This window comes from Dyadobacter sp. HNCC25DJ187 (assembly GCF_056895255.1).
On sequence record NZ_JBXHAT010000002.1, the window covers coordinates 1502688 to 1529487 of the forward strand.

General features: G+C 42.0%; 25 protein-coding genes. 11 read left to right on the plus strand and 14 right to left on the minus strand.

Translation table 11 applies throughout. The features are described from left to right. Positions 1–38: 38 nt before the first annotated feature. On the plus strand, positions 39–932 hold the full coding sequence (locus AC1XUE_RS17150) for a 1,4-dihydroxy-2-naphthoate polyprenyltransferase (protein WP_483357211.1): 894 nt from the start codon (positions 39–41) through the stop codon (positions 930–932). Between the two features lie 2 nt (positions 933–934). On the opposite strand, the gene AC1XUE_RS17155 is transcribed toward AC1XUE_RS17150, so the two are convergent. The 7 genes from AC1XUE_RS17155 to AC1XUE_RS17185 all read right to left on the minus strand — a co-directional run bounded on the left by AC1XUE_RS17155 (position 935) and on the right by AC1XUE_RS17185 (position 9812). Further along, positions 935–2719 carry an SGNH/GDSL hydrolase family protein gene (locus tag AC1XUE_RS17155; protein ID WP_483357212.1) on the minus strand — a complete coding sequence of 595 codons (1785 nt, stop codon included), beginning with the start codon at positions 2717–2719 and terminating at the stop codon, positions 935–937. Positions 2720–2789: 70 nt separating this feature from the next. Next, on the minus strand, positions 2790–3239 hold the full coding sequence (locus tag AC1XUE_RS17160; RefSeq protein WP_483357213.1) for a DUF4920 domain-containing protein: 450 nt from the start codon (positions 3237–3239) through the stop codon (positions 2790–2792). Between the two features lie 81 nt (positions 3240–3320). After that, entirely contained in the window at positions 3321–6749 is a 3429-nt protein-coding gene (locus tag AC1XUE_RS17165) for a T9SS type B sorting domain-containing protein (protein ID WP_483357214.1), read from the minus strand. Positions 6750–6769: 20 nt separating this feature from the next. Then, entirely contained in the window at positions 6770–7390 is a 621-nt protein-coding gene (locus AC1XUE_RS17170) for an ABC transporter ATP-binding protein (RefSeq protein ID WP_483357215.1), read from the minus strand. A 36-nt stretch (positions 7391–7426) separates the two neighbouring features. Next, positions 7427–8335, minus strand: a complete 909-nt coding sequence (bla, locus tag AC1XUE_RS17175; RefSeq protein WP_483357216.1) for a class A beta-lactamase, subclass A2 — start codon at positions 8333–8335, stop codon at positions 7427–7429. A gap of 41 nt (positions 8336–8376) precedes the next feature. Next, entirely contained in the window at positions 8377–9576 is a 1200-nt protein-coding gene (locus tag AC1XUE_RS17180) for a hemolysin family protein (RefSeq protein ID WP_483357217.1), read from the minus strand. Then, positions 9573–9812, minus strand: a complete 240-nt coding sequence (locus AC1XUE_RS17185) for a hypothetical protein (protein ID WP_483357218.1) — start codon at positions 9810–9812, stop codon at positions 9573–9575. The genes AC1XUE_RS17180 and AC1XUE_RS17185 overlap by 4 nt, the downstream gene beginning before the upstream one ends. 240 nt (positions 9813–10052) lie before the next feature. Between AC1XUE_RS17185 and fbaA the strand changes: the two genes are divergently transcribed. Beyond that, complete coding sequence (fbaA, locus tag AC1XUE_RS17190; protein ID WP_483357219.1) at positions 10053–11132, plus strand: class II fructose-bisphosphate aldolase; 1080 nt, start codon at positions 10053–10055, stop codon at positions 11130–11132. A gap of 82 nt (positions 11133–11214) precedes the next feature. Here fbaA and AC1XUE_RS17195 read toward each other — a convergent pair whose 3' ends face one another. The 3 genes from AC1XUE_RS17195 to AC1XUE_RS17205 all read right to left on the minus strand — a co-directional run bounded on the left by AC1XUE_RS17195 (position 11215) and on the right by AC1XUE_RS17205 (position 12259). After that, positions 11215–11496, minus strand: a complete 282-nt coding sequence (locus AC1XUE_RS17195; RefSeq protein WP_483357220.1) for a putative toxin-antitoxin system toxin component, PIN family — start codon at positions 11494–11496, stop codon at positions 11215–11217. Between the two features lie 108 nt (positions 11497–11604). Further along, the gene (locus AC1XUE_RS17200) at positions 11605–11808 is read right to left on the minus strand and encodes a hypothetical protein (RefSeq protein ID WP_483357221.1); all 204 of its coding nucleotides are present in this window, start codon (positions 11806–11808) and stop codon (positions 11605–11607) included. A gap of 58 nt (positions 11809–11866) precedes the next feature. Then, complete coding sequence (locus tag AC1XUE_RS17205; protein WP_115834235.1) at positions 11867–12259, minus strand: winged helix-turn-helix transcriptional regulator; 393 nt, start codon at positions 12257–12259, stop codon at positions 11867–11869. Between the two features lie 90 nt (positions 12260–12349). On the opposite strand from AC1XUE_RS17205, the gene AC1XUE_RS17210 reads away from it, so the two are divergent. The 4 genes from AC1XUE_RS17210 to AC1XUE_RS17225 all read left to right on the plus strand — a co-directional run bounded on the left by AC1XUE_RS17210 (position 12350) and on the right by AC1XUE_RS17225 (position 17300). After that, complete coding sequence (locus AC1XUE_RS17210) at positions 12350–12982, plus strand: NAD(P)H-dependent oxidoreductase (protein WP_483357222.1); 633 nt, start codon at positions 12350–12352, stop codon at positions 12980–12982. A gap of 88 nt (positions 12983–13070) precedes the next feature. Then, on the plus strand, positions 13071–13778 hold the full coding sequence (locus AC1XUE_RS17215; RefSeq protein WP_483357223.1) for a DsbA family oxidoreductase: 708 nt from the start codon (positions 13071–13073) through the stop codon (positions 13776–13778). A 112-nt stretch (positions 13779–13890) separates the two neighbouring features. Further along, a complete protein-coding gene (locus AC1XUE_RS17220; protein ID WP_483357224.1) occupies positions 13891–14712 on the plus strand; it encodes an ion transporter in 822 nt (273 codons plus the stop codon). Between the two features lie 38 nt (positions 14713–14750). Further along, positions 14751–17300 (plus strand): DUF5686 and carboxypeptidase regulatory-like domain-containing protein, encoded by a 2550-nt coding sequence (locus tag AC1XUE_RS17225; protein WP_483357225.1) that lies wholly within the window; start codon positions 14751–14753, stop codon positions 17298–17300. 109 nt (positions 17301–17409) lie between these two features. On the opposite strand, the gene AC1XUE_RS17230 is transcribed toward AC1XUE_RS17225, so the two are convergent. Beyond that, the gene (locus AC1XUE_RS17230) at positions 17410–19269 is read right to left on the minus strand and encodes a M1 family metallopeptidase (protein ID WP_483357226.1); all 1860 of its coding nucleotides are present in this window, start codon (positions 19267–19269) and stop codon (positions 17410–17412) included. A 269-nt stretch (positions 19270–19538) separates the two neighbouring features. Between AC1XUE_RS17230 and AC1XUE_RS17235 the strand changes: the two genes are divergently transcribed. Next, positions 19539–19703: a DUF1328 family protein gene (locus AC1XUE_RS17235; RefSeq protein ID WP_115834242.1), complete on the plus strand. Its 165-nt coding sequence runs from the start codon at positions 19539–19541 to the stop codon at positions 19701–19703. 90 nt (positions 19704–19793) lie between these two features. On the opposite strand, the gene guaA is transcribed toward AC1XUE_RS17235, so the two are convergent. Next, on the minus strand, positions 19794–21323 hold the full coding sequence (gene guaA / locus AC1XUE_RS17240; protein WP_483357227.1) for a glutamine-hydrolyzing GMP synthase: 1530 nt from the start codon (positions 21321–21323) through the stop codon (positions 19794–19796). Positions 21324–21495: 172 nt separating this feature from the next. On the opposite strand from guaA, the gene AC1XUE_RS17245 reads away from it, so the two are divergent. Continuing rightward, entirely contained in the window at positions 21496–21687 is a 192-nt protein-coding gene (locus AC1XUE_RS17245; RefSeq protein ID WP_483357228.1) for a cold-shock protein, read from the plus strand. A 72-nt stretch (positions 21688–21759) separates the two neighbouring features. Here AC1XUE_RS17245 and AC1XUE_RS17250 read toward each other — a convergent pair whose 3' ends face one another. Continuing rightward, positions 21760–23244, minus strand: coding sequence for a glycine--tRNA ligase (locus AC1XUE_RS17250; protein ID WP_483357229.1), 1485 nt, complete (start codon positions 23242–23244; stop codon positions 21760–21762). A 147-nt stretch (positions 23245–23391) separates the two neighbouring features. Between AC1XUE_RS17250 and AC1XUE_RS17255 the strand changes: the two genes are divergently transcribed. From AC1XUE_RS17255 to AC1XUE_RS17265, 3 genes are read left to right on the plus strand one after another with little or no spacing between them, the layout of a single operon-like run. Further along, entirely contained in the window at positions 23392–23601 is a 210-nt protein-coding gene (locus AC1XUE_RS17255; RefSeq protein ID WP_483357230.1) for a type II toxin-antitoxin system VapB family antitoxin, read from the plus strand. Continuing rightward, positions 23582–23986: a type II toxin-antitoxin system VapC family toxin gene (gene vapC, locus AC1XUE_RS17260; protein WP_483357231.1), complete on the plus strand. Its 405-nt coding sequence runs from the start codon at positions 23582–23584 to the stop codon at positions 23984–23986. The genes AC1XUE_RS17255 and vapC overlap by 20 nt, the downstream gene beginning before the upstream one ends. Positions 23987–24028: 42 nt before the next feature. Further along, positions 24029–25006 carry a ComEA family DNA-binding protein gene (locus AC1XUE_RS17265; RefSeq protein ID WP_483357232.1) on the plus strand — a complete coding sequence of 326 codons (978 nt, stop codon included), beginning with the start codon at positions 24029–24031 and terminating at the stop codon, positions 25004–25006. A gap of 1 nt (position 25007) precedes the next feature. On the opposite strand, the gene AC1XUE_RS17270 is transcribed toward AC1XUE_RS17265, so the two are convergent. Next, on the minus strand, positions 25008–26672 hold the full coding sequence (locus AC1XUE_RS17270; protein WP_483357233.1) for a hypothetical protein: 1665 nt from the start codon (positions 26670–26672) through the stop codon (positions 25008–25010). Positions 26673–26800: the final 128 nt, after the last annotated feature.

Here is a 26800-nt window from a genome sequence, read left to right on the forward strand (position 1 = left end):
TGTGGGTTTTTAGGTAATAAAGTTTTGACAGAATTAAAATGAAATCCTGGATTGAGGCTGCACGCCCCCGCACACTCCCCCTTGCACTTTCCTGTATTTTAATGGGAAGTTTTTTGGCATTCTCTACCGGCATATTTAACTGGACCGTAGCCCTGCTTAGCATACTCACTACCATATTACTGCAGGTTCTTTCCAATTTTGCAAACGACTATGGAGATGCAGTAAACGGCAAAGACACCGAACTGCGGGAAGGGCCCAAACGAGCAGTGCATTCCGGAGAGATTCCTGCTTCCACCATGCTGAAGGCCATCATTATTTTTTCTGTTCTCGCACTGGTTTCAGGTATATTGCTATTGACGATTGCTCTTGAAAATGCGCCTGCAAACACTTTCTGGATATTTCTTGGTATCGGGATTGCGTGTATTATCGCAGCCATTACGTACACAGCCGGCAAGCGTCCCTACGGTTATGTCGGCCTGGGTGATTTGTCCGTGCTGATCTTCTTCGGATGGGTAGGAGTGATAGGCAGCAGTTACCTGCATACACTTGTATGGGACTGGAATTTACTCTTACCTGCAAGCAGCTGCGGGCTTTTTGCCGTAGGGGTACTAAATATCAATAACATCAGAGATATAGAATCGGATAGAGCCACAGGTAAGAATTCTATACCTGTCCGACTGGGCAGATCAAAGGCGGTGGTTTACCATTGGTTGATTCTGATTACCGGCATGTTATGCATTACGATTTATGCGGTTCAGCATTTCTCTGCCTACACGGGATTGCTATTTTTACTTAGTTTTCCTTTGTTTATCAAAAATGGATTAGCTGTTACCAGATTAACAAAAGCCAGCGAACTGGATCCATATTTGAAACAAATGGCTTTATCCACTTTATTCTTTGTTATTCTCTTCGGAATAGGTACTATCCTTTGATACTACCTCACAAAAGGTTTGATCGCATCTCCCAACAACCTGTATCCTTTATCATTCGGATGAAGGCCGTCTGAGAAGAGGCTTTCATCTATTTTGCCGTCTGTCATTAAGAATACTTTGCCAGGGTTCATATAGCGGATATTCTTGTCTCCACACAAGCGTGCGAGCTTCTGATTTAAGCCGGATACGCGTTCCTCCTGATTTCTTCTTGGATATATCCCCAGCATCCAAAGCTCTGCTTCAGGTTGTCGTTGTGTGATAGCTTCTATCAATTGCTGCCAGCCCGCTAGTATCTCATCATCTGTATTATACTGAAGATTGTTGGTACCAATATTAACAAACAGCTGATCAGCCTTAAAACCATCCAGCTCGCCGTGATGCACTCTCCATAGTACATTTTCGATACGATCCCATCCGTAACCTGCATTCGTCACTTTACTCTTGCCAAAAGCACTTGATAATGAAACATCGGATACCGCTCTGGGTCCTTTCGGTAAACCTCCCCAGAAGTGCGTGATCGAGTTACCCATCAGAACTTTCTTTGGTGAGTTGGTTTTATTGAGCAGCAGAATTTCACGGTGTCTCAGCTCCCAATCGTAGTTATTCAACTCGCGGAGCTGCGTTCTGGGAATGGTAGTAACGATGTTTCCCACAGACTCGTTTAATATGGAACGAAGGTGTTTTTCATAGCCTTTAGCATACAACATCATTCCAAGGTCCGTCGGATGCGTACCATCTACCATTGTTTCAATTCCCTGCTCAAAATCGTCGCTGGGTATCATATACAGATCCTGAACCCCCTCTGCTTTCAGCTGTGTGAAGGTTTCAGCCAATACCTTATTTGCTTCCTGACAATATTTAAGTCTGGTTGAATTCATACCTCCATCCGTACAACCAGGATGTCCCGCCAGGGCAATGGGTGTATCTGGATGTTTCTGCTTCAGGAGATAAACCGCATCCCTGATCCGTTTGCTGACTTCTTCTGCTGTCATGGTATATAGCGCATCCGTACGAATCGTCAGGTTAGGTAAACAATCCAGAATATAAACCGCGGCATCCACTTCTGATACAAGATCCAATACTTCCTTCTCCAACTTACCATTTCCGGAAAACCCAAGATTGATCAGTTGCCGATCCATATTTCTACTGAGTATAGACGTCCAGGCCATCCCGGGGCGCGATGCACAGGCTCCCTGCATAATAGATGTACCATAAGCGACGATAGGCTTTTCAGGTCTTACCGGCAATGCCATGAACTCCGCTTTATTCTCCACCCCTATTTCAAGCCACTTCACACCATTATACAAGGGCAGATACAGCCTGTATTCCCGGCCATGCTTATGATACTGGTCATTCGGATTCAGATTCTGAAAATCGTATGAAATAGTATCTTTAAAGACATATTTACCTGCGCACCACAACTTGTCGCCATCGCTGGAAACGGCATACAAGTCCACTCCACTTACGCCGGTTGCCGGCATATGTGGCAAAGCATGACTTCCCGTTACCTGATAACGGACTTTAATACGGGGCGAATTGGAACGAAACCGGATCATCAAACCTGCTGACTGGCGCGACAGATTCCACACTTCCTTCCTAACGTTTTTTTCCGCTCTTGCCGGTAAACGATCATATGGATTCTTTACGTCTTTCGGCCAGGCCTGTCCTTCCAAAACCGTAAAAGTTGCTGACTGTGGATTCCACCATTTGGTGGAGTCAGTTTGAGAAAAAGAGAAGCTGGTTTGTAGCAGCAGCAAAGAACAAATTAACAGAATACGGACAGACATAAAAAAAGGCACAATTGTATTGCTACAAAAGTGCCCTCAGCACTGTTAATACCTATGTTGCTCGTAATATTTATTTTACCAAAACCCCAACTGCAATGAAAGTAAGCTCTTGCTTAGGCTCTGTAATTTTAGCAATTTCTTCCTTGCTTTTGCCCGCATCCTGTGCATAATGCTGCAAATGCTCTACCGGAACCAATTTCTTCTGTGCTTCTCCTTCAAACACAACCGTTTTCCCGGATAAATCCTTCGGTACGAAGAAACCATAATCCTTGAACATCACACGCATGGTTTCGCCATTATCCAATTTCACTTTCATCCAGCAACCTTTTACCTGACAAACCGACTCCACAGTGCCTGTCACCTTTGCATTCATCTTATCTTCATTCCCCATTTTGGCTGGTAGCGAAGTGGCGGAAATGGCTTTTTTATCATCAACTTTCTTACCAAAACTATCTTCATTCTGTGCCTGAGCTGTGGACAAAGCTACTATGAAGTACAAGAGTGTGAATATTTTTTTCATCCTGAGTTTATTTGATTGATTAGCTTATGTAAAATTAATATAAATAAGATGATCAGAACAAATTTACATGGATATCCTGCATTACTCCAGCACCTCAAGCCATCCTTTGCAATGTCTTCCGTTTGGCGTATCCACCACATAAAAATAGGTTCCGTTCGTCATTCCCTTCCCCCAGTCATTTTTGTAATCCCGGTTTGTGAAAATTTTCTTACCCCATCGGTTGTAAATTTCCAGAGCTGAACCGGCAATGGGTACTACGAAGAAATCATTTTTACCATCACCATTCGGTGTAATCACATTTGAAAGGATAAACGGTGGTTCGGCCTGTAACTGCTTGGTCATAGATAAAGCACAACCTGCAGCGTTATAGGCCGTGAGTGTAACTGTATAGGCACCTGGTGTATCATAGACAAAGTTGTCGACATGAAAATCAGATAGTTTATTTCCAACACCCATATTCCATTCGTATTGAAGTGACTCCGCCCCCTGATTACGAAGCGCATAGCTAAATGGCTCATTACACGTTTCCCCGGACCGTACGATTTCGAAATCCGGCTGGAAAGTTCTGTCAACATGTACAGTGATCTGCCGGACAGGGCGGCATCCATCAGCATATAGTCCCTCAATAGTATAGGTGGTGGTCACAGTTGGGCTTACCTGTACAGATTTACCAGTAGTTTCCGGGAGACCCGTTGCAGCCAGCCAGCGATATCGGCCAGCCTCTCCAGTAACTGTAAGCGTTGTCTGTTCACCGGCACAAATCTCCACGTCAGGCATGGCTACAAAATCATCTTTCTTTTCAACGTTCACTTTTACCTCTCTTTCTACTTTACAACCTGCAGCACTGCTAATCTCAACCTTGTATATACTATTCTTTGTAACGGTAATGGTAGGATTAGCAGTTTCCGGATTGACCATGTCAGTTCCCGTCCACTTATACGAGGATCCTCCTGACGCCAAAAGTTGAAGGGTTGAGTTTTCGCATACCGTAGTATCCCGCGACACCGTAGCGTTAATGCTTTCGACAACTATTTTCTTCTGCGCAACATCTATGCGCTTGCAGGAAAGCCGATTGTAGGCCCGGAGCGTAATCGTATATTCACCCGGATTGCTGAACACGAATTCGGCTCCCTCCTCTCTCGAAATGGTATTTCCATTTACATCCCAGATATAATCCACTCCGCCCTCACTCATATTTTCAAATGATAAGGCAAGCGGCGCACATCCTTTCAATACGTCTTTGGTATCGCCCTGGTAAACATCAAAGTCCGCTTTTAAATGATCAATGTCAATCTTGAATGCAGCATTATTACAATTTTCACTTCGGTTTGTTCGGGACCAGGCCTGCGGAGTCACAGGAAAATTACTGCCTCCACATGAACATGTAGCATGATAAATCACACCATTTTTATCAAACCGGCTTGTACCACCATCCACATGATCGCCCTGCGCGTTCGTATTCAAGCTCCCAAAAAAAGTAGCATACAGCAACGATTTGGCCCCTTCTTCCAAAATGGCAATGTAAAAGTTATTACCACTCGTTTGTCGCTGTATTGCATCCATGGTAACAGGAAGTCCTCTGGTACTGCTTTCCGGATTATGCGACGACACGACGTTGACGTCCCCACCCCAGCCGGCTATATAAATATTCCCACATTCATTGACTAAAAATGCAGTTGGCGAAATATCCGGCACGCCCCTTCCCGATCCGATTACTGTAGAAAGCAGGGTCTTGGATAAGCTTGCGTCCAACGCATGGATAAACTGACCACTACCCGCATTGCTGTATACTCCTGAACTGACAGGATATGTTCCGTACGTTGTACCGTAAACATATACATTTCCGGTTTGATCCAGATCGAGCAAATAGGCGCTATCTTCTTTATCCGTTCCCAGATAACTCAGGTTTGCTAACCTCTGCCCCAAATATCTGGCAATGAAGCCATCTTCCACACCTTTGAGAGTGTTTTGATATGCAGAGGTATGCGCTTTAAGGTCCTTGCTTTGCGTCAGACCAGTCACATACACATCGCCGGAAGTTGTCACTTTAAGGGAAAAAGCGGCGTCGTGCCCGTCTCCTCCTACATAAGTACTCCACAAAAGAGACTCCAGATTCGATGAGAGCTTAAACAGTACCCCATCCTGTCTGCCTGTAAGTGATGTCTTATCAGCATTCCGAAGGGGGAAATTTCCGGAATTGGTAGAAGTAACGGCATAAATCTGATCGTCTTGATCAACCACAATTTCCCCTCGGAAACTATCACCATAATTTTTCACAGTGATACCTGCCTCTGAACTCAAACCATCATTTCCACTACCACCCAGATAAGTAGAGGCAAGCAACTGCTTACCGTCTGCCGAAAGTTTTGCAACAAAAATATCACTACCATTCGGCAGGTTCAGCCCTGAAATAGGCACTGTTGCAGCACCTCCGCCAAAATCCCTCTGAAATGCAGAACCTGTTACAGGAAAATTACGGGATGAGGTTGTCCCCAAGATCAGCAATTCCTTTTTACTATTAACGATCAGACTATTCGGAATATCGGTACTGCTTCCTCCGATGTAGGTTGCATATAACAGTTCACTGCCATCGGGATTAAATTTCATCACAGCAACATCCACCAGTCCCTGAAAACGTACCTGAAATGCACCTGTGGTAGCGGGAAAATTAGTTCCGAAAACAGTTCCTGCTGAATACAAATTGCCTTCATTATCGTAGGTAGCTGTATGTCCCCAGTTATCGGCGGTAGAACCGGAATAGGTCGAAAAAATAAGTTCGGGATCTATGATCAAGCTTTGTGATTTGTCGTAACCTTCAGGCAGCAGAAAAGAGATCGTATTATCTTTCACTGAAAACCTGGATTTGATTTCTATCGTTTTCTCCTTTTGTTTCTGAAACGAATAAGGAACGTTCTCTTTAAATGTTGATAAAGGTGTTTTTACTACGACCTGTCCGTCATTATTGAGCGTTAAATCTGAAGCACCCTCATACTTCATTGCTATATCCGCTACTCTTGCACCAGGTCCGACGATAAATTCATATTTGAGAACAGCGTTATGCATATATATCCTCAGGTTAATACCATGATATATATTTTCATATACTACTTCTTCAAACCCCTGTACATCTCCGGCAGAAGTTCCCTCTCCCAAAAAATAGCTAAATCTGGTTTGAATAGGTTTACTCGATCTGAGCGTGGTAGAGGCAGAAGAACCTATCATTTTCACTTCCACACCATGTGCAGCAATTGTATTTAGATCAGGTGCTTTTAAAGACGCGCCGTTCGCAGCAGCCTGACGCTTCCCATGCCCTGATGCTATTTTCGAAGCATCGTAAAATGTGTATACAAAGGACTGTTGTTTCAAAAACAAAAAGCCACCGGGTACATCCGTACGAAATAGTACATCAGCGTCCCACTGGCCTTTATTCTGGATAAAGTACATACCTCCTGCCTGAACCGCGGTGGAGAAAAAAATTAAAATTAGGAGAAACAGTATATTTTTATTCATGCTTTCCCACTTTTTGAAATCTATTTGAAGGCAGTAACCGATATAATGTTGTTACAGAACTCATACTCTTGCTTCACATTAGATCCAAGCAACAAGGTCTGATTTTGTGTGTGTTTTATAACGTTATCAATATACCACTGAAAGCCAGTCGTATCCAAATTGGTAGTTGGCTCATCCAAAAATATAATCGGTACATCCGACATAAATGCCAGTCCCAATTTTAACCTCTGTTTCATACCCGATGAAAAATGTCGGATCAGCTTTCCGCTGGCATGAGATAGCTGTATAAAATCCTCGAACTCTTCGAGAGATATACCATTTTTCAAGGGTTTGAAATTGGAATGAAACTGAACCAATTCACGGAGCGTAAATTCCTCGATCAATTCAAGATAAGGAGCAGCGATAACAATATGCTTGTACCATTGATCTTCATCAACATTTTTGCCGCTACCATCTGTGTAACGGACAGCGCCTTCTGAGACAGGAAACATTCCAGTGAGCATCTGCAAAAGCGTCGATTTACCACTCCCGTTTGGCCCTACGAATGTGTATTTCTGTCCTGCATGGATTTCAAAACTTGCGTTTCTGAATATCCATTCTCTAACAAACTTTTTACCAATATTTTCAGCTGTGATTTGCAACAGATAAGAACTTTTTTAATATAAATAAGACTGAAATCATTTGGCAGAATAATAATCCCACGCTGCCTTCGTAATCTTTGCAATTACAAAATCACTTGTTTTATCATCAACCGGAGTTTCAGATACATAAACAACCACCGCAATTTGTTTCCCATTGGGCAGTGTCATCACTCCAACATCATTCGTTGCTGCCAAGATGCCCTTATCATTACGGGAAGACATTCCCGTCTTATGAGCTACAACTGCGTCCTTAGGCAAAAGTCCTTTCATTTTATTGGGGCCTGTGGAAGTTTCTGTCAGGGTTGTCAAAAGGAAATCGGTACTGGTTTTGGAAAGTTTCCCGGAACTGTGAAATACGTCCAGCAGCTTTAGCATACCCGACGGCCGGCTCCAGTTGGTATACTGCACGTTCCAATCCTTGGACATTTCCTCTTCGGTGGCAACAATGCTGATTTCTTTAATGTCCAGACCTTTTACGTAGTCGTCGACCTTCGCCGGTCCGCCAACAAGCCTGAAAAGAATGTCACATGCATTATTATCACTTTGGGAAACTGTATAACGAAGTAATTCTTCTATTGTCATATCCATATTCCCCTCAGGATATTTCTTTTGTAAAGGACTCCATGTCTTTGGATTAAGATCTTCTTTGCTGACATGCACCTTTTGTTGTAAAGTCAGTTGTCCTTTATCTACCTGGCTCATCACTGCCATTCCAAGAGGAAATTTGTAAATGCTTTGCATAGGAAACTGATGATCATCGTGCAACAAAATCACCTCTTTACTTTGCAAATCCATGATCCCTACGCCTACTATCCCCTTCGCTTCCTCGGAAATCGTCATGATTTCCCGCTTCAGATGATCTATTTGACCTGATGCGGCATTTACAAAAAGTGCTGAAAATACGATTGATGTGGCTATTATTCTTTTAAAAAAGTGCTTTTGCATTTTATCTTTAAGCAATCTATGGTATCCCTAATGCCTCAATTCTAATTTTTAACTCCTTTTTCCTTCTCTTCTATCTTCAATCTCACCAACTCGATCCTGGTATCCTGCATGGAAACAACCTGGAAAGAATAAGGAGGCAATTCAAGCGTGTCATTTACATCCGGCAAATCACCATGATGATGAATAATCATTCCGGCCAACGTATCATAGTCTCCTTCGGGCAGTTCCCAACCATACTTTTCGTTCAAATAATCAATTTCGTGGCGGGCACTCAGAATATACGTATCCGGATCAATTTCCCGTTCCGTCCAGTCTTCTGTTGAATCATATTCATCCTGAATTTCTCCGAAAATCTGCTCTACTACATCTTCAACGCTCACGAGTCCCGATGTACCTCCGAACTCGTCCACCACCAATGCTATACTACGTCTTTCCTCCAGAAAACGTAACATCAGATCCCGTGCAGGCATGGCTTCCGGCACTATCAGAATCGGCGTAATAATACTACTGATATCTTTCGGTTTTTTGAACAGCGACAACGCATGACAATAACCCAATACATCATCCACGGAGTCGCGGTGCACAATGATTTTTGAATGACCGCTTGACAAAAACGATCTGCGCAGATCTTCAATACTGGCAGTGACATTTACTGCTGATATCTCTGTCCGTGGAATCATACAATCGCGAATGCGCAAATCCTTAAAATCCAAAGCATTGATAAACATGCGTTCTTCCAGACTGTGATCGTCGAAGTCGGGATCGTCAGCTGATATAGCGTCATCGCGTAAAGACGGAGATAAGATATTTTCTTTGACAAAAGGCTCTATCATCCAGTAAAGGGGAGTCATCAACCATTCACCAAACCGCACGACAATGGAGCCGAGACCAAGAAGATCAGGAAAACGTCGGCCTACTTTCACCCAGCCTGTGTAGGAAAGCATCCAGCATGCAGCCAGAATAAAAAGGAGTACAAAAAGGACAAGATCTTCACCAAAACCATCTTCAGTAATAAACGCTGAATATACGAAGCCTGCTGCTGAAAAGCAGCCAAATGCAATCACGAGCAGGCGTAGCATTCGCAGTATACGGCGCCAATAAAGCGTTTGAGACATTTCTTCCGATTTTTCATGCCTCATCGAGTAACGATCGATAGAAATATCGAGCAGCACAGACCTCACCGCCCCGTAATAACCTGCCAGCACGAAAAATAAAATAGAAGCGACAAAGAGCATTATCATTTTTTCGCTGATTTAGACAAGGAAGGTTTTTGATTTTCTAACTCTTCATTCTGCTTTTTTTTCATTTCCATAGATGCCTTTAGGCGGCGAAACTGAAAAACAAGAAGGCACATAATGCTCAAAAGAAGCAGCCAGTAACTTTCAAACATTCCGGCCCGACGGAATTCAAGTACCCAAACTACGAAAAAGCCAAGAGAAAGAGCTAGTAATATTGTTTTAACAAGCTTAAAATTCATATGCTGACAAGATCTGTGCAATCACTAAAAGGCAATCACCTTTTACATTTTCAATGATTCAAAGATACGCAGATTGGTTTAAAATGCCGGAAAGCAAACCAATCTTCTGCTCTTACCAGAATAACGTCTATATATTCACATCAATTTCTGTAAAATACCTAACTTGCAGGGTTTCCCTGACGATTCAGCCCGAATATCTGAATCGTGAAATTATTTCTTGAAAAAATATCCTATTTTACTATGAGCGAAACCACAAAACGCTTTGCACCAGGTGTTGTTACCGGTGACGGAGTGAGCGAAATCTTCCGCCACGCTAACGAAAATAACTATGCCCTTCCGGCAGTTAACGTTGTAGGTACAAATTCCGTAAATGCAGTTCTGGAGACTGCTAAGGCAGTAAACAGCCCTGTCATCGTACAGTTTTCTAACGGTGGTGCAAGTTTCTTTGCAGGAAAAAGCCTTTCAAACGCAAACCAGCAATCAGCCATTGCTGGTGGTATCTCTGGTGCTCAGCACGTTCATCAGATGGCTGCTTTGTATGGCGTTCCTGTTATTTTGCACACAGATCACTGCGCAAAAAAACTTCTTCCCTGGATAGATGGATTGCTTGATGCTGGTGAAAAACATTTTGATCAATACGGTGTTCCTCTTTACAGCTCTCACATGCTGGATCTTTCAGAAGAGCCATTGGAAGAAAATATTGAAATTTCAGCTAAGTATTTTGAGCGCATGGCCAAAATGGGCATGACAATCGAAATCGAGTTGGGCGTAACGGGTGGAGAAGAAGACGGTGTGGATAACACAGACGTTGATAGTTCAAAACTTTATACACAGCCGGAAGAAGTAGCTTATGCCTATGAAGAGCTTCTTAAAATATCTCCAAACTTTACGATTGCTGCGGCATTCGGTAATGTACATGGTGTATACAAGCCAGGTAATGTGAAACTGGAGCCGAAAATTCTTCGCAATTCTCAGGATTTCATCAAACAGAAATTCGGAACGGGTGATCTTCCTGTAAACTTCGTATTCCACGGTGGATCAGGATCATCTCGTGAAGAAATTCGTGAGGCTATCGAGTATGGTGCGATCAAAATGAACATTGATACCGATATGCAGTGGTCTACCTGGGAAGGTATTCTGGCTTATTACAAAGACAAAGAAGGTTACCTGCAAACTCAGCTTGGAAACCCGGACGGAGCAGATTCTCCAAACAAAAAATATTACGATCCACGCGTTTGGTTGCGTAAAGGAGAAGAGAGTATGATTGCCCGTTTGAAACTTGCATTCGAAGATTTGAACTGCATCAATCAGTTGGGATAATCTCCTGATTAATACAATAAATGGCCTGCAAGTTCCAACTGAACTTGCAGGCCATTTGTATTTTCATGATTTCAAAACAGACTTAAAAATCAGATGCATTCAAGATGGGGATGTTTCTGAAAGGATTGAGTATGAGAAGATCTTTATCTCCGGTTATTATACATGTGGCGTTTGCAAAAACAGCCAGGGAGAGATAAATATCATCTTTTGGATCACGACAAACAGAGACTAATTCATCAGCCTCTATAAAAGCTACAGAATCCCTGAAATCTTCCAGAAGTGAAATTCTTCTGGAAGTGCTGAGATACTTATCAAATTTTGGCGCATTAAGACACTGGATATTTCGTTGTATATCTCTTTGCACACAATTACCAGTCCATCTTTTCTTGCTTTATCAAAGGCAGAAGCAGGTACAGAACCCCCTACTAGAAATGCACTTATACTAGTATTCGTATCAAGAATAAACAGATAATCACTCTTCATTTAACAATTTTTGAAGAATCTCTTCTGTAAGACCATTTGAAGCCGCTTCCTGTCTTGCCAGTTTTAGATTCAAATCTAGATCGCTCTCTCTGTTACTACCCAAAATTTCATCCAGCTTTTTCCCAAGATCTTTACCGAACTGATCTTTCACTTCAGGGGCAGTATCACGCCACTTTCGTGCTATGCGATCCATATTTTAGTAAATTTAAAAGCTATGCTTACCAGATATACAAAAACAGACTTCAATATAATCAATCCTGAACTGCTAATTCTACTCTACCCATAATTCTCTCACGATGTGTTGTGCCCCAGACTCTTAACACCTCAATAACCGGCTTTAATGTATGCCCATAATCGGTAAGGGAATATTCTACGACTACCGGAATAGCATCATATACTGATCTCTTCACCAGGCAATTTGCTTCCAGATCTCTTAATTCCTTCGATAGCATCTTATCCGTAATCCCGGGAATCTCTTTTGCTATCTGTGAAAAGCGCTTATTTCCAAACATAAGTGAAATAATGATCGGTAACTTCCATTTTCCACTCAGTACCTCAAGTGCATCCTTCACAGGTAAAATACTTTTAATGCAATCACCCTGTGTATGATTCTTGTGCGAGCAATTTGTTTCCGCTATCTCCATTTTTCAATAATTCAACTATCCTTTGGTATAGTACTTACAAATGTATAGTATATTTATCTAAGTTTGCATATCAATTTAAAAAAAGAAAAAATGAGTGATCTGATCGAAAAACTAAACTGGAGATACGCTGCTAAAAGAATGAATGGTGAGTTAATTCCGGAGGATAAACTGAATAATATTCTTGAAGCTATTAAGCTCTCTCCATCTTCAGTAGGCTTGCAACCCTATAAGGTACTTGTCATCAGCGACAAAGCATTGAAAGAGAGAATTTTTAACGAGGCTGCACCGCAACCGCAAATTAAAGAATCTTCTCACCTGCTAGTATTTGCAGTTTGGGAGAAAATTACCGCTGATGACATCACTGCCTATATGAATCTGATTGCTAGTACGCGTGGTCTCGATGTGACTTCCCTTGAGCAGTTTCAGCAGAAAATATCAGATAGTATACTAAGCAGAACTGAGCAAGTAAATTTTGATTGGGCTGCCCGACAGGCGTATATCGCTTTGGGCCATGCATCTGTTGCTGCGGCCACTGAGCATGTGGATTCTACGCCAATGGAAGGGTTCAATAATGCGAGGCTGGATGAAGTACTAGGGTTGAATGAAAAAGGTTTGAAAAGTGTTGTAATGATGACACTAGGCTACCGCGACAGTACAAATGACCATCTTGCTTCTGCGAAAAAAGTAAGAAGACCTAATGAAGAGTTTTTTGTAACAATTTGAGGGCTATCGGCTATCGGCTATCGGCTATCGGCTATCGGCTATCGGCAAGAAGTGTGTTGAATAAAAATTGGTTCAAAACGATACTATTATGAAAGTTGAAATATGGAGTGACGTAATGTGTCCTTTTTGTTACATAGGCAAGAGGAAATTTGAAGCCGCTCTCGAACAGTTTCCTCAGAAGGAAAAAATTGAGATCGAATGGAAAAGTTTTCAGCTTAACCCGGCTATGAAAACGGAACCAGATAAAACGATCAACGAATATCTGGCTGAAGCAAAAGGCTGGTCGCTGGATTATGCTGCTCAGATGAATGACCACGTTACCTCTATCGCTGCAGAGGTTGGTTTGGAATACAACATGGACAAGGCGGTGGTTGCCAATTCTTTTGATGCACATCGTTTTGTTCAGTTTGCAAAAACTAAAGGTCAGGGCGATCAGGCTGAGGAACAACTTTTCAAAGCATACTTTACTGATGGTAAGAACACAGCTAATATCAATACGTTGCTAGACCTGGGCGTACAAATCGGACTGGACCGTGCAGAATTGAAAACGATTTTGGAAGGAACAGCATTCAGTGAACAGGTTCGTCAAGATGTTTATGAAGCGCAGCAGGTGGGTGCAAGAGGGGTACCCTTCTTCGTTCTGGACCGGAAATATGCAGTTTCCGGTGCGCAGCAACCTGAGACTTTTTTAGGGGCACTGGAAAAATCTTTTTCAGAATGGGAAAATGCGAATCAGGCATCCCTTGTTAACCTTGCTGAGGGAGCGGCCTGCGACATAGACGGAAATTGCGATTAGACATTACGCGTGCGTCCGGCATTGAGGGTATTTTACCACCGATGCCGGATTTTGCCGTTTTGCGCAATTAACGCGCTTTTACTACATTGCCAGCTTATAGCAAAAATAAGCCATGGCAATTGATCGTAAGTCTTTACGAGGTAAGCTCTTCATCACGATTTTTGGGGCTCATACCCGTCCCGGCCGTCAGTTTGACCTCATTCTTCTCTGGCTTATCCTCCTCAGCGTACTTACGGTATGCCTCGAAAGTGTCCCTTCCATACGCTCCGAGTCTCACGGAATTTTGCATGGCCTCGAGATTTTCTTTACCGCTGTGTTTACAATTGAATATTTGCTGAGAATTTACAGCCATCCCAAACCTCTCAAATACCTTTTCAGTTTTTTTGGAATCATCGATTTTCTATCCATTATTCCGTTTTACCTCACTTTCATCTTACCGGCAGGCCATTTCCTTGTTACGATACGCATTCTCAGATTGCTGCGTGTATTCCGTATACTCAAACTGACCAGTTTCGTTCATCACGCACACGTGCTCAAAACTGCAATTATTGCCAGTTTGCAGAAAATTACCGTCTTCATGCTTACCATCATCACACTTGTTCTGATCATTGGTACGATTATGTATGTAGTAGAAGGTGAGCAGCATGGCTTTACAAGTATTCCACAGAGTATTTATTGGGCAATTGTGACGATCACAACAGTGGGCTATGGCGACCTTACGCCAAAAACACCTGTAGGTCAGGTAATTTCATCTATAGTAATGATTATGGGCTATGCAATTATCGCCGTTCCTACTGGTATTGTAACAGTAGAAATGTCGCGCACGCAGCCTGTAAGTAAAAAAACTGAAAACATCGAATGCCTTTCCTGCGGTAAGGCAATGCCAGTAAGTGCCAATTATTGCAGCAACTGCGGGCATCAGTTGCACGAGTAAATCCTGAGTAGCTCATTATCAGTCTGTAAATTCATAACATGCGTATTGCCTTCATTTTTCTACTATTACTCCAGTTAATTCAGTTTGCTAATGGCAAAGGAATTCGAGGACAAATAACCACCACCAATGGTGATATCCTGCCCTATGCAGGATTATCGGTTAAAGGAACCAACCTTGGAACGATGGCTAACGCTGACGGACTTTATGAGCTCTCACTCGATCCCGGATCCTATGAAATCAGCTTTCAATATCTGGGTTTCAAGACCGTGACCAAATCCGTGGTTATTTCTAATTCATTTGTAGAACTGAATGTGCAAATGGAAGAACAGGCACTTACGCTTAAAGAAGCCAGCGTTGGCGCAGCTACTGAGGATGCGGCCTATACGATTATGCGAAAGGCTATCGCGAAGGCCCGCTTCCACCAGCTACAAGTGAGAGGATATACCGCACGCGTATATTCGCGCAGTACCGGGCTACCTACCAAAATTCCCTCACTCATAGCCAGAAGACTAAAAAAAGAAGGTATTCAGGAAGGTAAAGCTATTCTGAATGAAAGTGTGGCGGAAATCAAATACAGCAGACCGAACAATTATAGACAACGGATCATATCAACCCGCAATAGTTTCGACAACAGCATACCTTCGCCCAACGAATATATTTTAGCCAGTTTGTATAGTCCGGAAATAGCTGGTACCATTTCGCCGCTTTCACCAAAAGCATTTGGCTATTACCGTTACGAGTACCAGGGCTATTTTGAAGACCGCGGGGTTGTAGTTAATAAAATCAAGGTTATTCCAAAAGCCTATGGCGAGGGCGTTTTCAAGGGCAGCCTTTTTATTATTGAAGATCGCTGGGCAATCCATAGCTACGATTTACAAACTACGACAAGAGGTTTAAATATCTCAGCCAAACAAGTCTTCTCACCGATCAGCAATGTATGGCTACCCGTAAATCAGCAATTTCAATTGGATGGCGGTTATCTCGGATTTGCAGGAGAATTCCGCTATCTGGTATCTGTGACTTACAGCAAGCTGGATGTAGATCCGGGCTTGCGTGAAGATATTGTTATTGCAGATCATAAAAAGGAAACTCCGGCGAAAACGAGCGGTAAACTGGACAAACTGATTGAACAACAGAAAGAGTTTTCTACAAAAAATTTCAGAAAGCTGACAAAGCAGTATGAAAAAGAGCAGAGAAAGGAACAAAAAATAGCTGGCGACAAGCGTTTGGTCAGACAAGATTCCATTGTTATAGATACGCTGGCTAATCGAAGAGATACGACTTACTGGGAAAGCCTACGCCCTATACCACTAACCCCTTCGGAAGTGAGCAGTTATTCACTGCAAGACAGTATCAAGGTTGTCAAAGATGCAGAAAATACTAAACCGGACTCCACTCATTTTAAATTGATGCATCTGGCCACAGGTAACACCTATTCACTAGGGAACGGCCATTCCTTTTATTTTAAAAGTCCGCTGTGGTCAATCAGTTATAATGCTGTAGAAGGTAATGCGCTCAATATTATTACAGAATGGAAAAAGACCTGGGATAAAACCAGGCATTTTGGCATACGCCCTTTGGCAAGGTACTCTTTTGGTCGCAAGCGATTATATGGCAACATTGAAGCAAATATTGGTGATACTAACTGGGACTTTACACTTTCAGGTGGCGAAATGGCTTCTCAGTTTAATCGAAATAACCCGATCCTGCCCTTCCCTAATAGTATAGCTGGCCGGTTCTTTTCCAGAAGCCTGATGAAACTTTACCAGCAGCGCTACATCAGAACGGAGTATTCGGTCAGAAACATTGCGGATATTTTTGGTTTCGATGTAAGTCTTGAATACGAGAAGAGAAAAGAGCTGTTTAATATACCAGGTCTGCGGCCTATTTTCTTATGGGAAAAATATCATTATACGCCCAACAGGCCGGTTAACAATGAATTGGCTGATACTGGCTTCCCCGAAAACAACGCCTTCATTTTTGATGTCACCGCACACATACGCCCCTGGCGCAGATACCTGATCCGGAACGGAGAGAAGAGGTATCTCAGAAGTAACGGCCCCTCTTTTTCTGTTAATTACAAATCCGGTTTACCTTTTGTGGGCGATATAGATTATTCATTATTACAGGGTACCATCCGGCAAAACCTCAATATCGGTCCCAGAAGTAGTCTGGATTACAGCGTCAACGGCGGGGGTTTTCTAACCAAGAAAAAAATGTATTTTCATGACTACCGACATTTCATGGGTAATGAGTTTTTCTTTCTTTGGGGCGATACGCCGTACCAGTTCAAAATGCTTCCCTATTACGAACATAGCACAGCTCAATGGTTCTTTCAGGCGCATGCAGTGTGGTCGTTACAGCACTTTCTACTCACACGTATAGAGCCGCTGCGGGTAACGGGTCTGTCCGAAAATCTACAGGTTCATTATTTGAAAGTACCAACCATGCGTAATTACACCGAACTGGTTTATGGTATAGCTAATATTTACCAGGTAGTGAAGGTGGAAGTTGTAGGACAGTTTCACGGAGCTGAATTTCAGCGAATGGGGCTCAGAATAGGAACCATACTTAAAATCGGCAGATAGTTTCGGATATTCGTAACTATATAAATAAAGAAGGAGCAATTTATGCACGATCCGAATTACTTATTCTTCCCATGCACAAATTGCTCCTTGAAGTCTATATCGACTTACCCTACTGCACTTTTTCTCCTTTAAAGCGCGGAAGCTCTTTGGATAATGACGGGTACACATTATTATCCGGATTGATATCAGCCATTCGCTGACTCGGATCTATCACGATGCGTTCAATATCATTCAGGTTCTTATCAATAGTGAATGTATATTCAGGATAAGTCCAGCCCCAGTCGGAAAGCAATGTAGTTTTGCTATACAGATTCTCCTTCTTCTCTCCTCTCATGATCTCCATCGGAATATAAAAATTCTCAATAGAGCCGTCCTTATAGCTTACAACCACATCAAGAGGCATAGGCATTTGCCCGATTCTTTCGAGCACTACTTCCGTTTTCGCAGATGCAGATACAACTTCTTTGATACCATAATCGATTGTTTTGGTAGTCCCAACAAAGTTTTCCCAATACCAATCTAGTTCCAATCCTGATTCCTTTTCTGCAATACGTTTTAGATCTGTCGGATTGGGGTGTTTGAATTTCCATTCGTTGAAATAGCGTCTCATCACTGTTTCAAGCTTATCCTTTCCGATGATATAGCCTAGTTGATTAAGAAACACTCCTCCCTTCGAGTAACTGGCAACGCTGTATGCCCTATTGGTGTTGAAATGATCTGCGTGGGTTGTTAGCGGTTCTTCAATGCCGGATTTGGCCAAAGCAATATAGCTTGCAGTGGTGGCTCGTTGCGGATCTCCTTTCGACGGAAACAATTCTGCCATCACCAGGTTCTGTGCATAAGTCGTAAAACCTTCATCCATCCAGCCGTACTTCGACTCGTTGCTTCCCAAAATCATTTGAAACCAGCTGTGAATTGACTCGTGAACGGTTACGCTCACCAATGATCTCAGATTCAGTCTACCGGTGATTAGCGTGGCCATTGGATATTCCATTCCGCCATCCCCACCCTGTATAACAGAATATTGCTTGTAGGGGTACCGGCCAAACTTCTCATTCATAAACTTGAAAGTATTCACAGCCATTGGTTCCATTTGCTTCCACACGTTCAAAGAGTCGGCCTGATAAAAGAAATGCAGATCCAGTTTATCATCCACCTTCACAATGTCATGCTTGTAATCCGGATCAGCTGCCCACACAAAATCATGCACCTCGGGAGCAACAAAATGCCATGTAAGCTTCGTACCGGATTTGTGCTTCACTTCTTTCTTGCTGTAACCGTGTCCGATCTTATCAGGATTTTGAAGATAACCGGTCGCTGCCACTACATACGAAGCATCAATGGTAATTTTCACATCAAAATCTCCCCATATTCCATAAAACTCTCTGGCTATATATGGGTTGGCGTGCCAGCCCTCATAATCATATTCACACATTTTAGGATACCACTGTGCCATTGAATAGTCAATCCCCTCGTTATTGTCTCTACCAGTACGACGAATCTGAAGTGGTACCTGAGCCTCAAACTGCATATCAAATGTATGCTGCGTTTTAGGGAGAATTTTTTCCGCCAGTGTCACTTCCAGAATGGTACCTACCACTTTATATTGAAGTGGCTTGCCATTCTGTTTGAGAGAAAGAATTTTTTCATAACCGATTTCAGTCGGTGATAACTTGGCAATACGATCTTTAACGCGCGCATCGGGATCACTAATCGTACGGGAGCGTACATCCATCTGGCTGCCTGGCTGAAATGCGTTCAGATATAAGTGATAGAAAACTTTGGATAATGTATCCGGAGAATTATTGGTATATACCAGCTTCTGCGTTCCATTGTACTGATGTTTGTTTACATCAAACTGAATATCCATTTCATATTTTGCACGCTGCTGCCATCTGTCCGACTGGGCAGACACCGGTACACTGATTACAGCTACAAAGAAAACGGCAAGTAACTTTTTCATTATCATTTTATTAGTTTCATTCTTAAATCTATGTAAATACATCTAAATCGATGATTACTTATTCTCCTATTCACAGTTGTGAGATACCTTATCAGTATGCTATACCTATCAAACACTTGATTTATAGCGTATATGTGCATCATTCTCCACAAACTATACTAAGTAAAACCCATCAGCGCCTGATCTGCAGGTCTATTAAGTCTTTTCAACGCCTGGCATACAATTGGTAATTATTCAGTCATATCACATTTAACAAACTTAACCTTTTGTCAATTATGCTTAGATGGACAGTAATATTTCTTGTAGTAGCCATTATTGCGGGAGTGCTTGGATTTGGCGGAATAGCTGCAGGAGCAGCCGGTATAGCTAAAATATTGTTCTTTGTATTTCTGGTACTTTTTGTACTAAGTCTGATCAGCCGCGGAGTCGGACGATCCTGACATAAAAACACAACTACATACACTAATAATCAAAGAAAGCGGACGATCGTCCGCTTTCTTTGATTATAAAGCTACCAACGATTAAAATGATTATTCCCATTCAATCGTTGCAGGCGGTTTTGAGGATATATCATAAACCACTCTGTTAACTCCTTTTACCTTATTGATAATATCATTGGAAACTTCTGCAAGAAAATCGTAGGGTAAATGTGCCCAGTCGGCTGTCATACCATCTACAGACGTAACAGCTCTCAAAGCAACTACACTTTCGTAAGTACGCTCATCGCCCATCACACCTACACTTTTCACAGGAAGAAGCATTACTCCTGCCTGCCATACATCTTGATAAAGATCCCATTTACGAAGTCCACCGATGAAAATTGCATCAACTTCCTGTAATATTGCGACTTTTTCAGGAGTAATTTCCCCAAGAATACGAATTGCAAGACCAGGTCCCGGGAATGGATGACGACCAAGAATTTTAGGATCTATACCCAACGTTTTTCCTACAGCTCTTACCTCATCTTTAAACAATGTGTTCAAAGGCTCCACCACTTTCAATTTCATAAAATCCGGTAAACCACCCACATTATGATGTGATTTGATAGTAGCGGAAGGTCCTTTCACTGAAACAGACTCAATGACGTCAGGATAGATTGTACCTTGTCCAAGCCATTTCACATCCTCGATCAAATGTGCTTCCTGATCGAAAATATCAATAAATGCTTTTCCTATTGCTTTTCTCTTTGCTTCAGGCTCCGACAAGTCTGCCAGCAGACCATAGAAATGATCTTTGGCATCTACACCCTTGATATTCAAACCCATATCCTGGTAGGAATGTAAAACTTGCTCGAACTCATCTTTACGAAGAAGCCCGTTATCAACGAATATGCAATATAAGTTTTTGCCAATCGCCTGATGAACAAGAATTGCTGCTACGGTGGAATCCACACCACCAGACAGTGCCATAACCACCTTGTCGTTACCAAGACGCTGGCGTAATGACTTGACAGACTGATCTACGAATGAGTCTGAAGTCCAATCCTGCTTACATCCGCAGATATTAACCACGAAGTTCTCCATCAGCTTTTTACCTTCTGTGGAGTGCGTCACTTCCGGATGGAACTGAATTCCATATGTAAGTTCATCTTCTACTTTATAGGCAGCAACATGAACGGATTCGGTTGAAGCAATCACTCTGAAATTGTCAGGCGCTTTTACGATCGTATCACCGTGTGACATCCATACCTGAGAAGATGCAGACAAACCTGCCAATAGAGATGAATCCACATCATCTATTTTCAAATGAGCGCGGCCATACTCTCTGTGCTGCGAAGGCTTTACATCCCCGCCAAGCACCTGAGCCATTAGCTGAGCACCATAGCAAACACCCAAAACAGGTACTATCCTGCGAAATTTATCAAGATCTATCTTTGGTGCATTTTCATCACGTACCGAGCATGGACTGCCTGACAGGATGACGCCTTTGATATTTGGGGTAAGTTCGGGGAAATTATTGTAAGGATGGATTTCACAATAAACATTAAGCTCGCGAATCCGACGCGCGATCAATTGCGTGTACTGGGAGCCAAAATCTAAAATCAGAATCTGTTCTGTCATGTATATGCTATCTAAAACGCAAAGGTAGACAGATTGAACCAAATGAAAAAGTGAAGTTTTGATAAAACATGCAGTATAATTGGGTTACTTCCGGTTTAGCTTTAAATATTTTAAGCATATATCGATTTACAATCCGTACCTTTGTAACAATTATATAATACAATAAATAAATATGAATCAAGGAACAGTAAAATTCTTCAATGACTCTAAAGGATACGGGTTCATTAAAGACACACAATCAGGAGTAGACTATTTCGTACATATCTCAGGTCTGGTTGACGATATTCGTGAAAATGACGATGTAACTTTTGACCTTAAAGAAGGAAATAAAGGACTAAATGCAGTAAATGTTAAGCTTGCTTAAGGGGCAGCTTACTATTTTCTACAATAAAAGCCTGAGCATTACGCTCAGGCTTTTATTTTGTATCGGCTAATTTCAAATCGCTTCAAGAATACGCTCTACAGCAACCTGATAACCGATTTTTTCTTTTAGCTCACTAATAGCAACCCGCTCCTGCTCCATTGTATCGCGGTGGCGAATTGTTACGGTATCATCTTCCATAGTCTGGTAATCTATCACAATGCAGAAAGGCGTTCCGATCAGATCCTGGCGTGTGTAACGCTTACCAATCGCCGCACCATCATCGTAAGTAGTACGGAATGATGATTTCAGAGAATTAGCAATAGCTTGTGCTTTTTCTGCCAAACCATCCTTTTTCACTAGTGGAAGCACAGCCGCCTTGAAAGGAGCCAAAGCAGGATGCAACTTCAGGAATGTTCTTTGTTTTTCGTTTTCACCCTCTCCTACTGTTTCTACAGTATAAGCATTGCAGAAAGTAGCCAGAAACAAACGATCTGCTCCTACGGACGTCTCCACCACATAAGGAATGTAATTTCCATATGGCTTACCATTTTCGTCCAGCTCAGAATCAAAGTACTGCTGCTTCTTTTTAGAAAGTTCCTGGTGATTTTTCAAGTCAAAATCAGTTCTTGAATGGATTCCTTCCATTTCTCTGAAACCAAAAGGGAATTCATATTCAATATCCACGGCCGCATTGGCATAATGTGCCAGCTTTTCGTGATCATGGAATTTCAATTTCTCTGCTGGTAAACCAATCGCTTTATGGAACTTTAAACGGGTTTCTTTCCATGTTTCATACCAAGCCATTTCAGTACCAGGACGAATGAAAAATTGCATTTCCATTTGTTCAAATTCACGCATACGGAAGATAAACTGGCGCGCTACAATTTCGTTACGGAAGGCCTTTCCAATTTGTGCAATACCAAAAGGCACTTTCATACGGCCACTTTTCTGCACATTCAGGAAGTTCACAAAAATCCCCTGAGCAGTTTCAGGACGCAGATAAATCAAACTTGAATCCTCTGCAACCGAACCCACCTGCGTACTGAACATGAGGTTAAATTGGCGAACCTCCGTCCAGTTCGTAGTACCGGATACTGCACATTTTATATTTTCAGCAATAATCAGTTCTCTCACACCATTCAGATCCTCAGCGCTAAGCAAACGGCCCATTTCGGCTAAAAGTGCTTTTGCTTTTTCTGCCTGCCCTTCTGCTTCATATTGCTCAGCTTTTCCTTCCAGCAACTGATCTGCACGGTAACGTTTTTTTGAGTCCTTGTTGTCGATCATCGGATCGTTAAAGCCATCTACGTGCCCGGAAGCCTTCCAGGTAAGCGGGTGCATAAATATGGCAGCATCAATACCTACTATATTATCGTTCAGTTGCGTCATCGCTTTCCACCATGCCGCTTTCAGATTATTTTTCAGTTCAACACCATTCTGACCGTAGTCATAAACAGCCTGGAGGCCATCATATATTTCAGAAGAAGGGAATACAAATCCGTATTCTTTTGCGTGCCCGATTATGTCTTGCAAGGAAGTTGCTGGTAGCTGACTCATTATAATACGTTACTTAAATTTTATTATCGGTAGAACAACAGTTGTGTCCGCTCTCAAATTTGAGCGTTGGCAAAATTAGACAATTTGATGGCAATGAATATGCATGTGTATAAAATTTGTATATTAGTGTGTATAAAAATATAAGACATGAGAACCAATATCGAAATTGATGAAAGTAAAATCAATAAAATAAGAGATCTCGACAAAAGTCTTCACACAAAAAAAGAGATCATCGATTTTGCGTTGACCGAACTGATCAATGCAAAACGTCGTCAACGTCTTCGGGAAATGAATGGCAAAGGTGGATGGGAAGGTGATTTAGATCAAATGAGAAGTTATGACGTACCGTCTGTTTGATACCTCAGTGTGGATCAATTTCAGGAATGGGGTACAATCCGCTGAAACTAGTTTGCTGGATCAATCTCTGCTTCTTGACGAAGTTTGTTATTGCCCAACTATCTTACAGGAGCTTTTACAAGGAATTAAACAAGACCATGACTTCACTAATACAGTAGATGCCTTCAAAGGATTGACTCCTTTGGTTTTGGATCCTTACCTTGTATCTCTGGAAGCAGCAAGTTTATACCGTTCCTTACGCAAGAAAGGACTAACAATCCGCAAACCCAATGATTGTCTGATAGCTTATTATGCTATTCATTTTGATTTGGAACTATGTCATAACGACAGCGACTTTAATATCATAGCCTCTGGTTCCCAATTAAAAATCTGGAAACCATTCTGACCTTATACCGTCTAAGTGTTTGCACACTAAACCTCAGACGGTATGATCCGGAAAATAATTAGTCAGCTACAGGATTTCTTTGGTATATCCCGTAAAGAAGCGCGGGGAGCGCTTGTACTGATGATTCTGATGTGTTTTCTGATATGGACACCGTTTGTTTTTCGCAGGTTGATTCTCCCCCATTTCCCCGCCCCCATAACAGAAAAAAAGCTCGACACACAAAAACTAGACAGCATCGTCGCAGAACTCAATAAGGAAACTCCGGAGAAGCCTGGCTTCAACAATTACGAAAAGAAGGAATTTTCTAAAAAAGCAGAAAAGCCTGTCCGGTTATTTCCATTCGATCCCAATACGGCATCTGTTGAAGATTTGACAACGCTTGGAATACCGGAATTTCTTGCCAAAAGAATTGAAAAATATCGAAGTAAAGGAGGCAAATTCAGAAAGAAGGAGGATTTACTGCACATCTACGATTTTCCTGCAGCCACCTATAAAAGTCTGGAACCTTACATCACCCTTTCCGTTAGCAAGATTCCTGTCAATTCAGAAAAGCCGTCTTTAAATCCTGATAGAAACCTAGCTGATGTTCAGACAAAAGGTAATAAATATACCAAACCTTCACTAGCGCCTTTCGATATCAATACCGCAGATACAACACAGCTCATCAAGTTAAAAGGAATTGGTAGTAAGTTATCTTTAAGGATTCTTAAATTCCGCGATGGAATTGGTGGTTTTCATTCCACAAGCCAGTTTTCAGAGATTTATGGACTGGATTCTATCGCTGTAGCTGAATTGAACAAATATGCAAAAATCAGTACGGCAGTCAGGAAAATCAACATCAATACGGCAACTGCTGAAGAGCTGAGTGCACACTCTTATCTGCGTAACAAAAAGCTGGCAAATGTGATTGTTAATTATAGAAATCAGCACGGTGCCTATTCGTCGCCTGAGGATTTAAGGAAAGTGAAGGTCCTTGATGAAGTGACAATGCAGAAAATGGCACCATACCTCACTTACTAATTTACCATGTGCTTAGTACTTCCGACACCAACGCTTTCACTTGCTCCTCTTTGCTGGTTGAAAATGACAATATATATTCCTTCGATGCAGTTATTTTCAGTTTTCCCAACGCCTCAATGTATACCATTGAATTCAGATCAGATTTTTTTCTTTCTTCTTCACTTACCTCTATAATACTCTCAACTGATGATACATCTTTGAGCCGCGAAAGTCCTTGGGCTGCTATTCTGTTTAGTGTGCGAAACTCTCCTTCTCTATCCTTGATTACTTCCCTGAAAAGATTTAAATGCTTCGTCTCAGGGAAACAAGAAAGGTAATTAAGAGCACCGGTTGTTATAAAACTATCCTCACTTGTTCGAAAGATGTGTTCCGCAGTATCCTGCAATGAGTCATTTTTGCAAGTGATCAACAAATCAAACAAGGCCGCGGTACATAATGTGGTATCCCTCACTAATTCAGGCAAAACGCGCTTCAGATCCTTTGAACATGTACCTAGCAACGCTCTACCGGCGGTTTCTCTAACCCAGCTGTCTTGATTCCGTAACAAGTCCAATAAAATTTCCTGAGATTTTGGATCTTCCCTACCTGCAAGAACTGGCAAAAGATTACTGACGAGCTTCGTTTTCCTTATATTCCTCAAACTCATTTGAACATCAGGTAACAATGCATCGCTTTTCAAAAGCGTATCACTAAATACTGAGAAGTAATAGTCTGACGGCAACTTTTCTGACTGCAAACTCAGAAGCCATTGCCTCCGCATATCGGTATATCCGGAACTTTGTAACGAAGCCATCACATATCTATCCAACGAATCCTTTTGTGCCAATTCCTTTACATATTGCCTGTCCGACGGAGTGGGACTGTTTGCGAGAGCATTTAGAGCAGATCGTTTAGTTACTGAGCTATCAAGAAGCGGCCTGAGCGATGGCAGCAGCTTACCGATCTGTAAAGACTGGGCAGGAACAATGGCATACCCTTTTAAATGGAAAGGCCATGTGACAATCGCATGCCTCAATAAGGTTTCTGTTCGGACAGTTTTTTTTGTATAGCTGAATAACTGAACAGCACCGATACGCTCATTCCAATCTTCACTTTCTATAAACTGATATGCCGTTTGTTGAAGCGAATCAGGAGACAGACTTACAAACATCGGAAATAAGAATCCACCGGCTTCTACATTTCTCTTCACCACCCAAGGAAAGAGCGTAGAGGTTTCAGCGTATCCCAATGACATCAGACTCATACCCAGCCATAAAGAACAGCTTTCATTTAATTCCGTTTTAAGTTTGTCCGCCAATACTCCTACCCTTTTCTTATCGCCACCTGAAGCGATCATTAAATACCCCAGTAGTCTTACCTGAGGTAAAGCGGATTCAAGCATACCTTCAATCTGTTTCCTGTAAACGGGTTGTTCTATAATTTCAGCAAGAGGAAATTGAACCAGCTTTTGGCCTTTTATCGACTTAGCCAATTGATTGACCTGATTGAACGGAGTCAGCAGTGTAAAGTAGGTTTCCAGTAAATGATTCGCTTTAACAGAATCAAATCGGGCTTTGGACAATGCTTCAAAATCTTGTAGAAATTCCTTCGTACTTTGAGCCGTGGATTGCTGAGCTAACAGCAGAAAAAATAAAATATTAATGAATAGCAGTTCTACCTTACTCATTGTGTTGTGCGTTGCATAGTGTTTCACAAAAGTCAGAATAGTTGCAGCTAATTCCTTTGATAATTATCAAAATAGTGCATGCAAGATTTACAGTAACCCAAATAAGCTACCATAAACCTGCTGCTCAT

What these genes read in the sequence shown, in the direction of transcription:
- AC1XUE_RS17150 (WP_483357211.1), top strand. Translation starts at nt 39, where the DNA reads ATGAAATCCTGGATTGAGGCTGCACGCCCCCGCACACTCCCCCTTGCA.
- AC1XUE_RS17155 (WP_483357212.1), bottom strand. Translation starts at nt 2,719, where the DNA reads ATGTCTGTCCGTATTCTGTTAATTTGTTCTTTGCTGCTGCTACAAACC.
- AC1XUE_RS17160 (WP_483357213.1), bottom strand. Translation starts at nt 3,239, where the DNA reads ATGAAAAAAATATTCACACTCTTGTACTTCATAGTAGCTTTGTCCACA.
- AC1XUE_RS17165 (WP_483357214.1), bottom strand. Translation starts at nt 6,749, where the DNA reads ATGAATAAAAATATACTGTTTCTCCTAATTTTAATTTTTTTCTCCACC.
- bla (WP_483357216.1), bottom strand. Translation starts at nt 8,335, where the DNA reads ATGCAAAAGCACTTTTTTAAAAGAATAATAGCCACATCAATCGTATTT.
- AC1XUE_RS17180 (WP_483357217.1), bottom strand. Translation starts at nt 9,576, where the DNA reads ATGATAATGCTCTTTGTCGCTTCTATTTTATTTTTCGTGCTGGCAGGT.
- AC1XUE_RS17185 (WP_483357218.1), bottom strand. Translation starts at nt 9,812, where the DNA reads ATGAATTTTAAGCTTGTTAAAACAATATTACTAGCTCTTTCTCTTGGC.
- fbaA (WP_483357219.1), top strand. Translation starts at nt 10,053, where the DNA reads ATGAGCGAAACCACAAAACGCTTTGCACCAGGTGTTGTTACCGGTGAC.
- AC1XUE_RS17200 (WP_483357221.1), bottom strand. Translation starts at nt 11,808, where the DNA reads ATGGATCGCATAGCACGAAAGTGGCGTGATACTGCCCCTGAAGTGAAA.
- AC1XUE_RS17205 (WP_115834235.1), bottom strand. Translation starts at nt 12,259, where the DNA reads ATGGAGATAGCGGAAACAAATTGCTCGCACAAGAATCATACACAGGGT.
- AC1XUE_RS17210 (WP_483357222.1), top strand. Translation starts at nt 12,350, where the DNA reads ATGAGTGATCTGATCGAAAAACTAAACTGGAGATACGCTGCTAAAAGA.
- AC1XUE_RS17215 (WP_483357223.1), top strand. Translation starts at nt 13,071, where the DNA reads ATGAAAGTTGAAATATGGAGTGACGTAATGTGTCCTTTTTGTTACATA.
- AC1XUE_RS17220 (WP_483357224.1), top strand. Translation starts at nt 13,891, where the DNA reads ATGGCAATTGATCGTAAGTCTTTACGAGGTAAGCTCTTCATCACGATT.
- AC1XUE_RS17225 (WP_483357225.1), top strand. Translation starts at nt 14,751, where the DNA reads ATGCGTATTGCCTTCATTTTTCTACTATTACTCCAGTTAATTCAGTTT.
- AC1XUE_RS17230 (WP_483357226.1), bottom strand. Translation starts at nt 19,269, where the DNA reads ATGATAATGAAAAAGTTACTTGCCGTTTTCTTTGTAGCTGTAATCAGT.
- AC1XUE_RS17235 (WP_115834242.1), top strand. Translation starts at nt 19,539, where the DNA reads ATGCTTAGATGGACAGTAATATTTCTTGTAGTAGCCATTATTGCGGGA.
- guaA (WP_483357227.1), bottom strand. Translation starts at nt 21,323, where the DNA reads ATGACAGAACAGATTCTGATTTTAGATTTTGGCTCCCAGTACACGCAA.
- AC1XUE_RS17245 (WP_483357228.1), top strand. Translation starts at nt 21,496, where the DNA reads ATGAATCAAGGAACAGTAAAATTCTTCAATGACTCTAAAGGATACGGG.
- AC1XUE_RS17250 (WP_483357229.1), bottom strand. Translation starts at nt 23,244, where the DNA reads ATGAGTCAGCTACCAGCAACTTCCTTGCAAGACATAATCGGGCACGCA.
- AC1XUE_RS17255 (WP_483357230.1), top strand. Translation starts at nt 23,392, where the DNA reads ATGAGAACCAATATCGAAATTGATGAAAGTAAAATCAATAAAATAAGA.
- vapC (WP_483357231.1), top strand. Translation starts at nt 23,582, where the DNA reads ATGACGTACCGTCTGTTTGATACCTCAGTGTGGATCAATTTCAGGAAT.
- AC1XUE_RS17265 (WP_483357232.1), top strand. Translation starts at nt 24,029, where the DNA reads ATGATCCGGAAAATAATTAGTCAGCTACAGGATTTCTTTGGTATATCC.
- AC1XUE_RS17270 (WP_483357233.1), bottom strand. Translation starts at nt 26,672, where the DNA reads ATGAGTAAGGTAGAACTGCTATTCATTAATATTTTATTTTTTCTGCTG.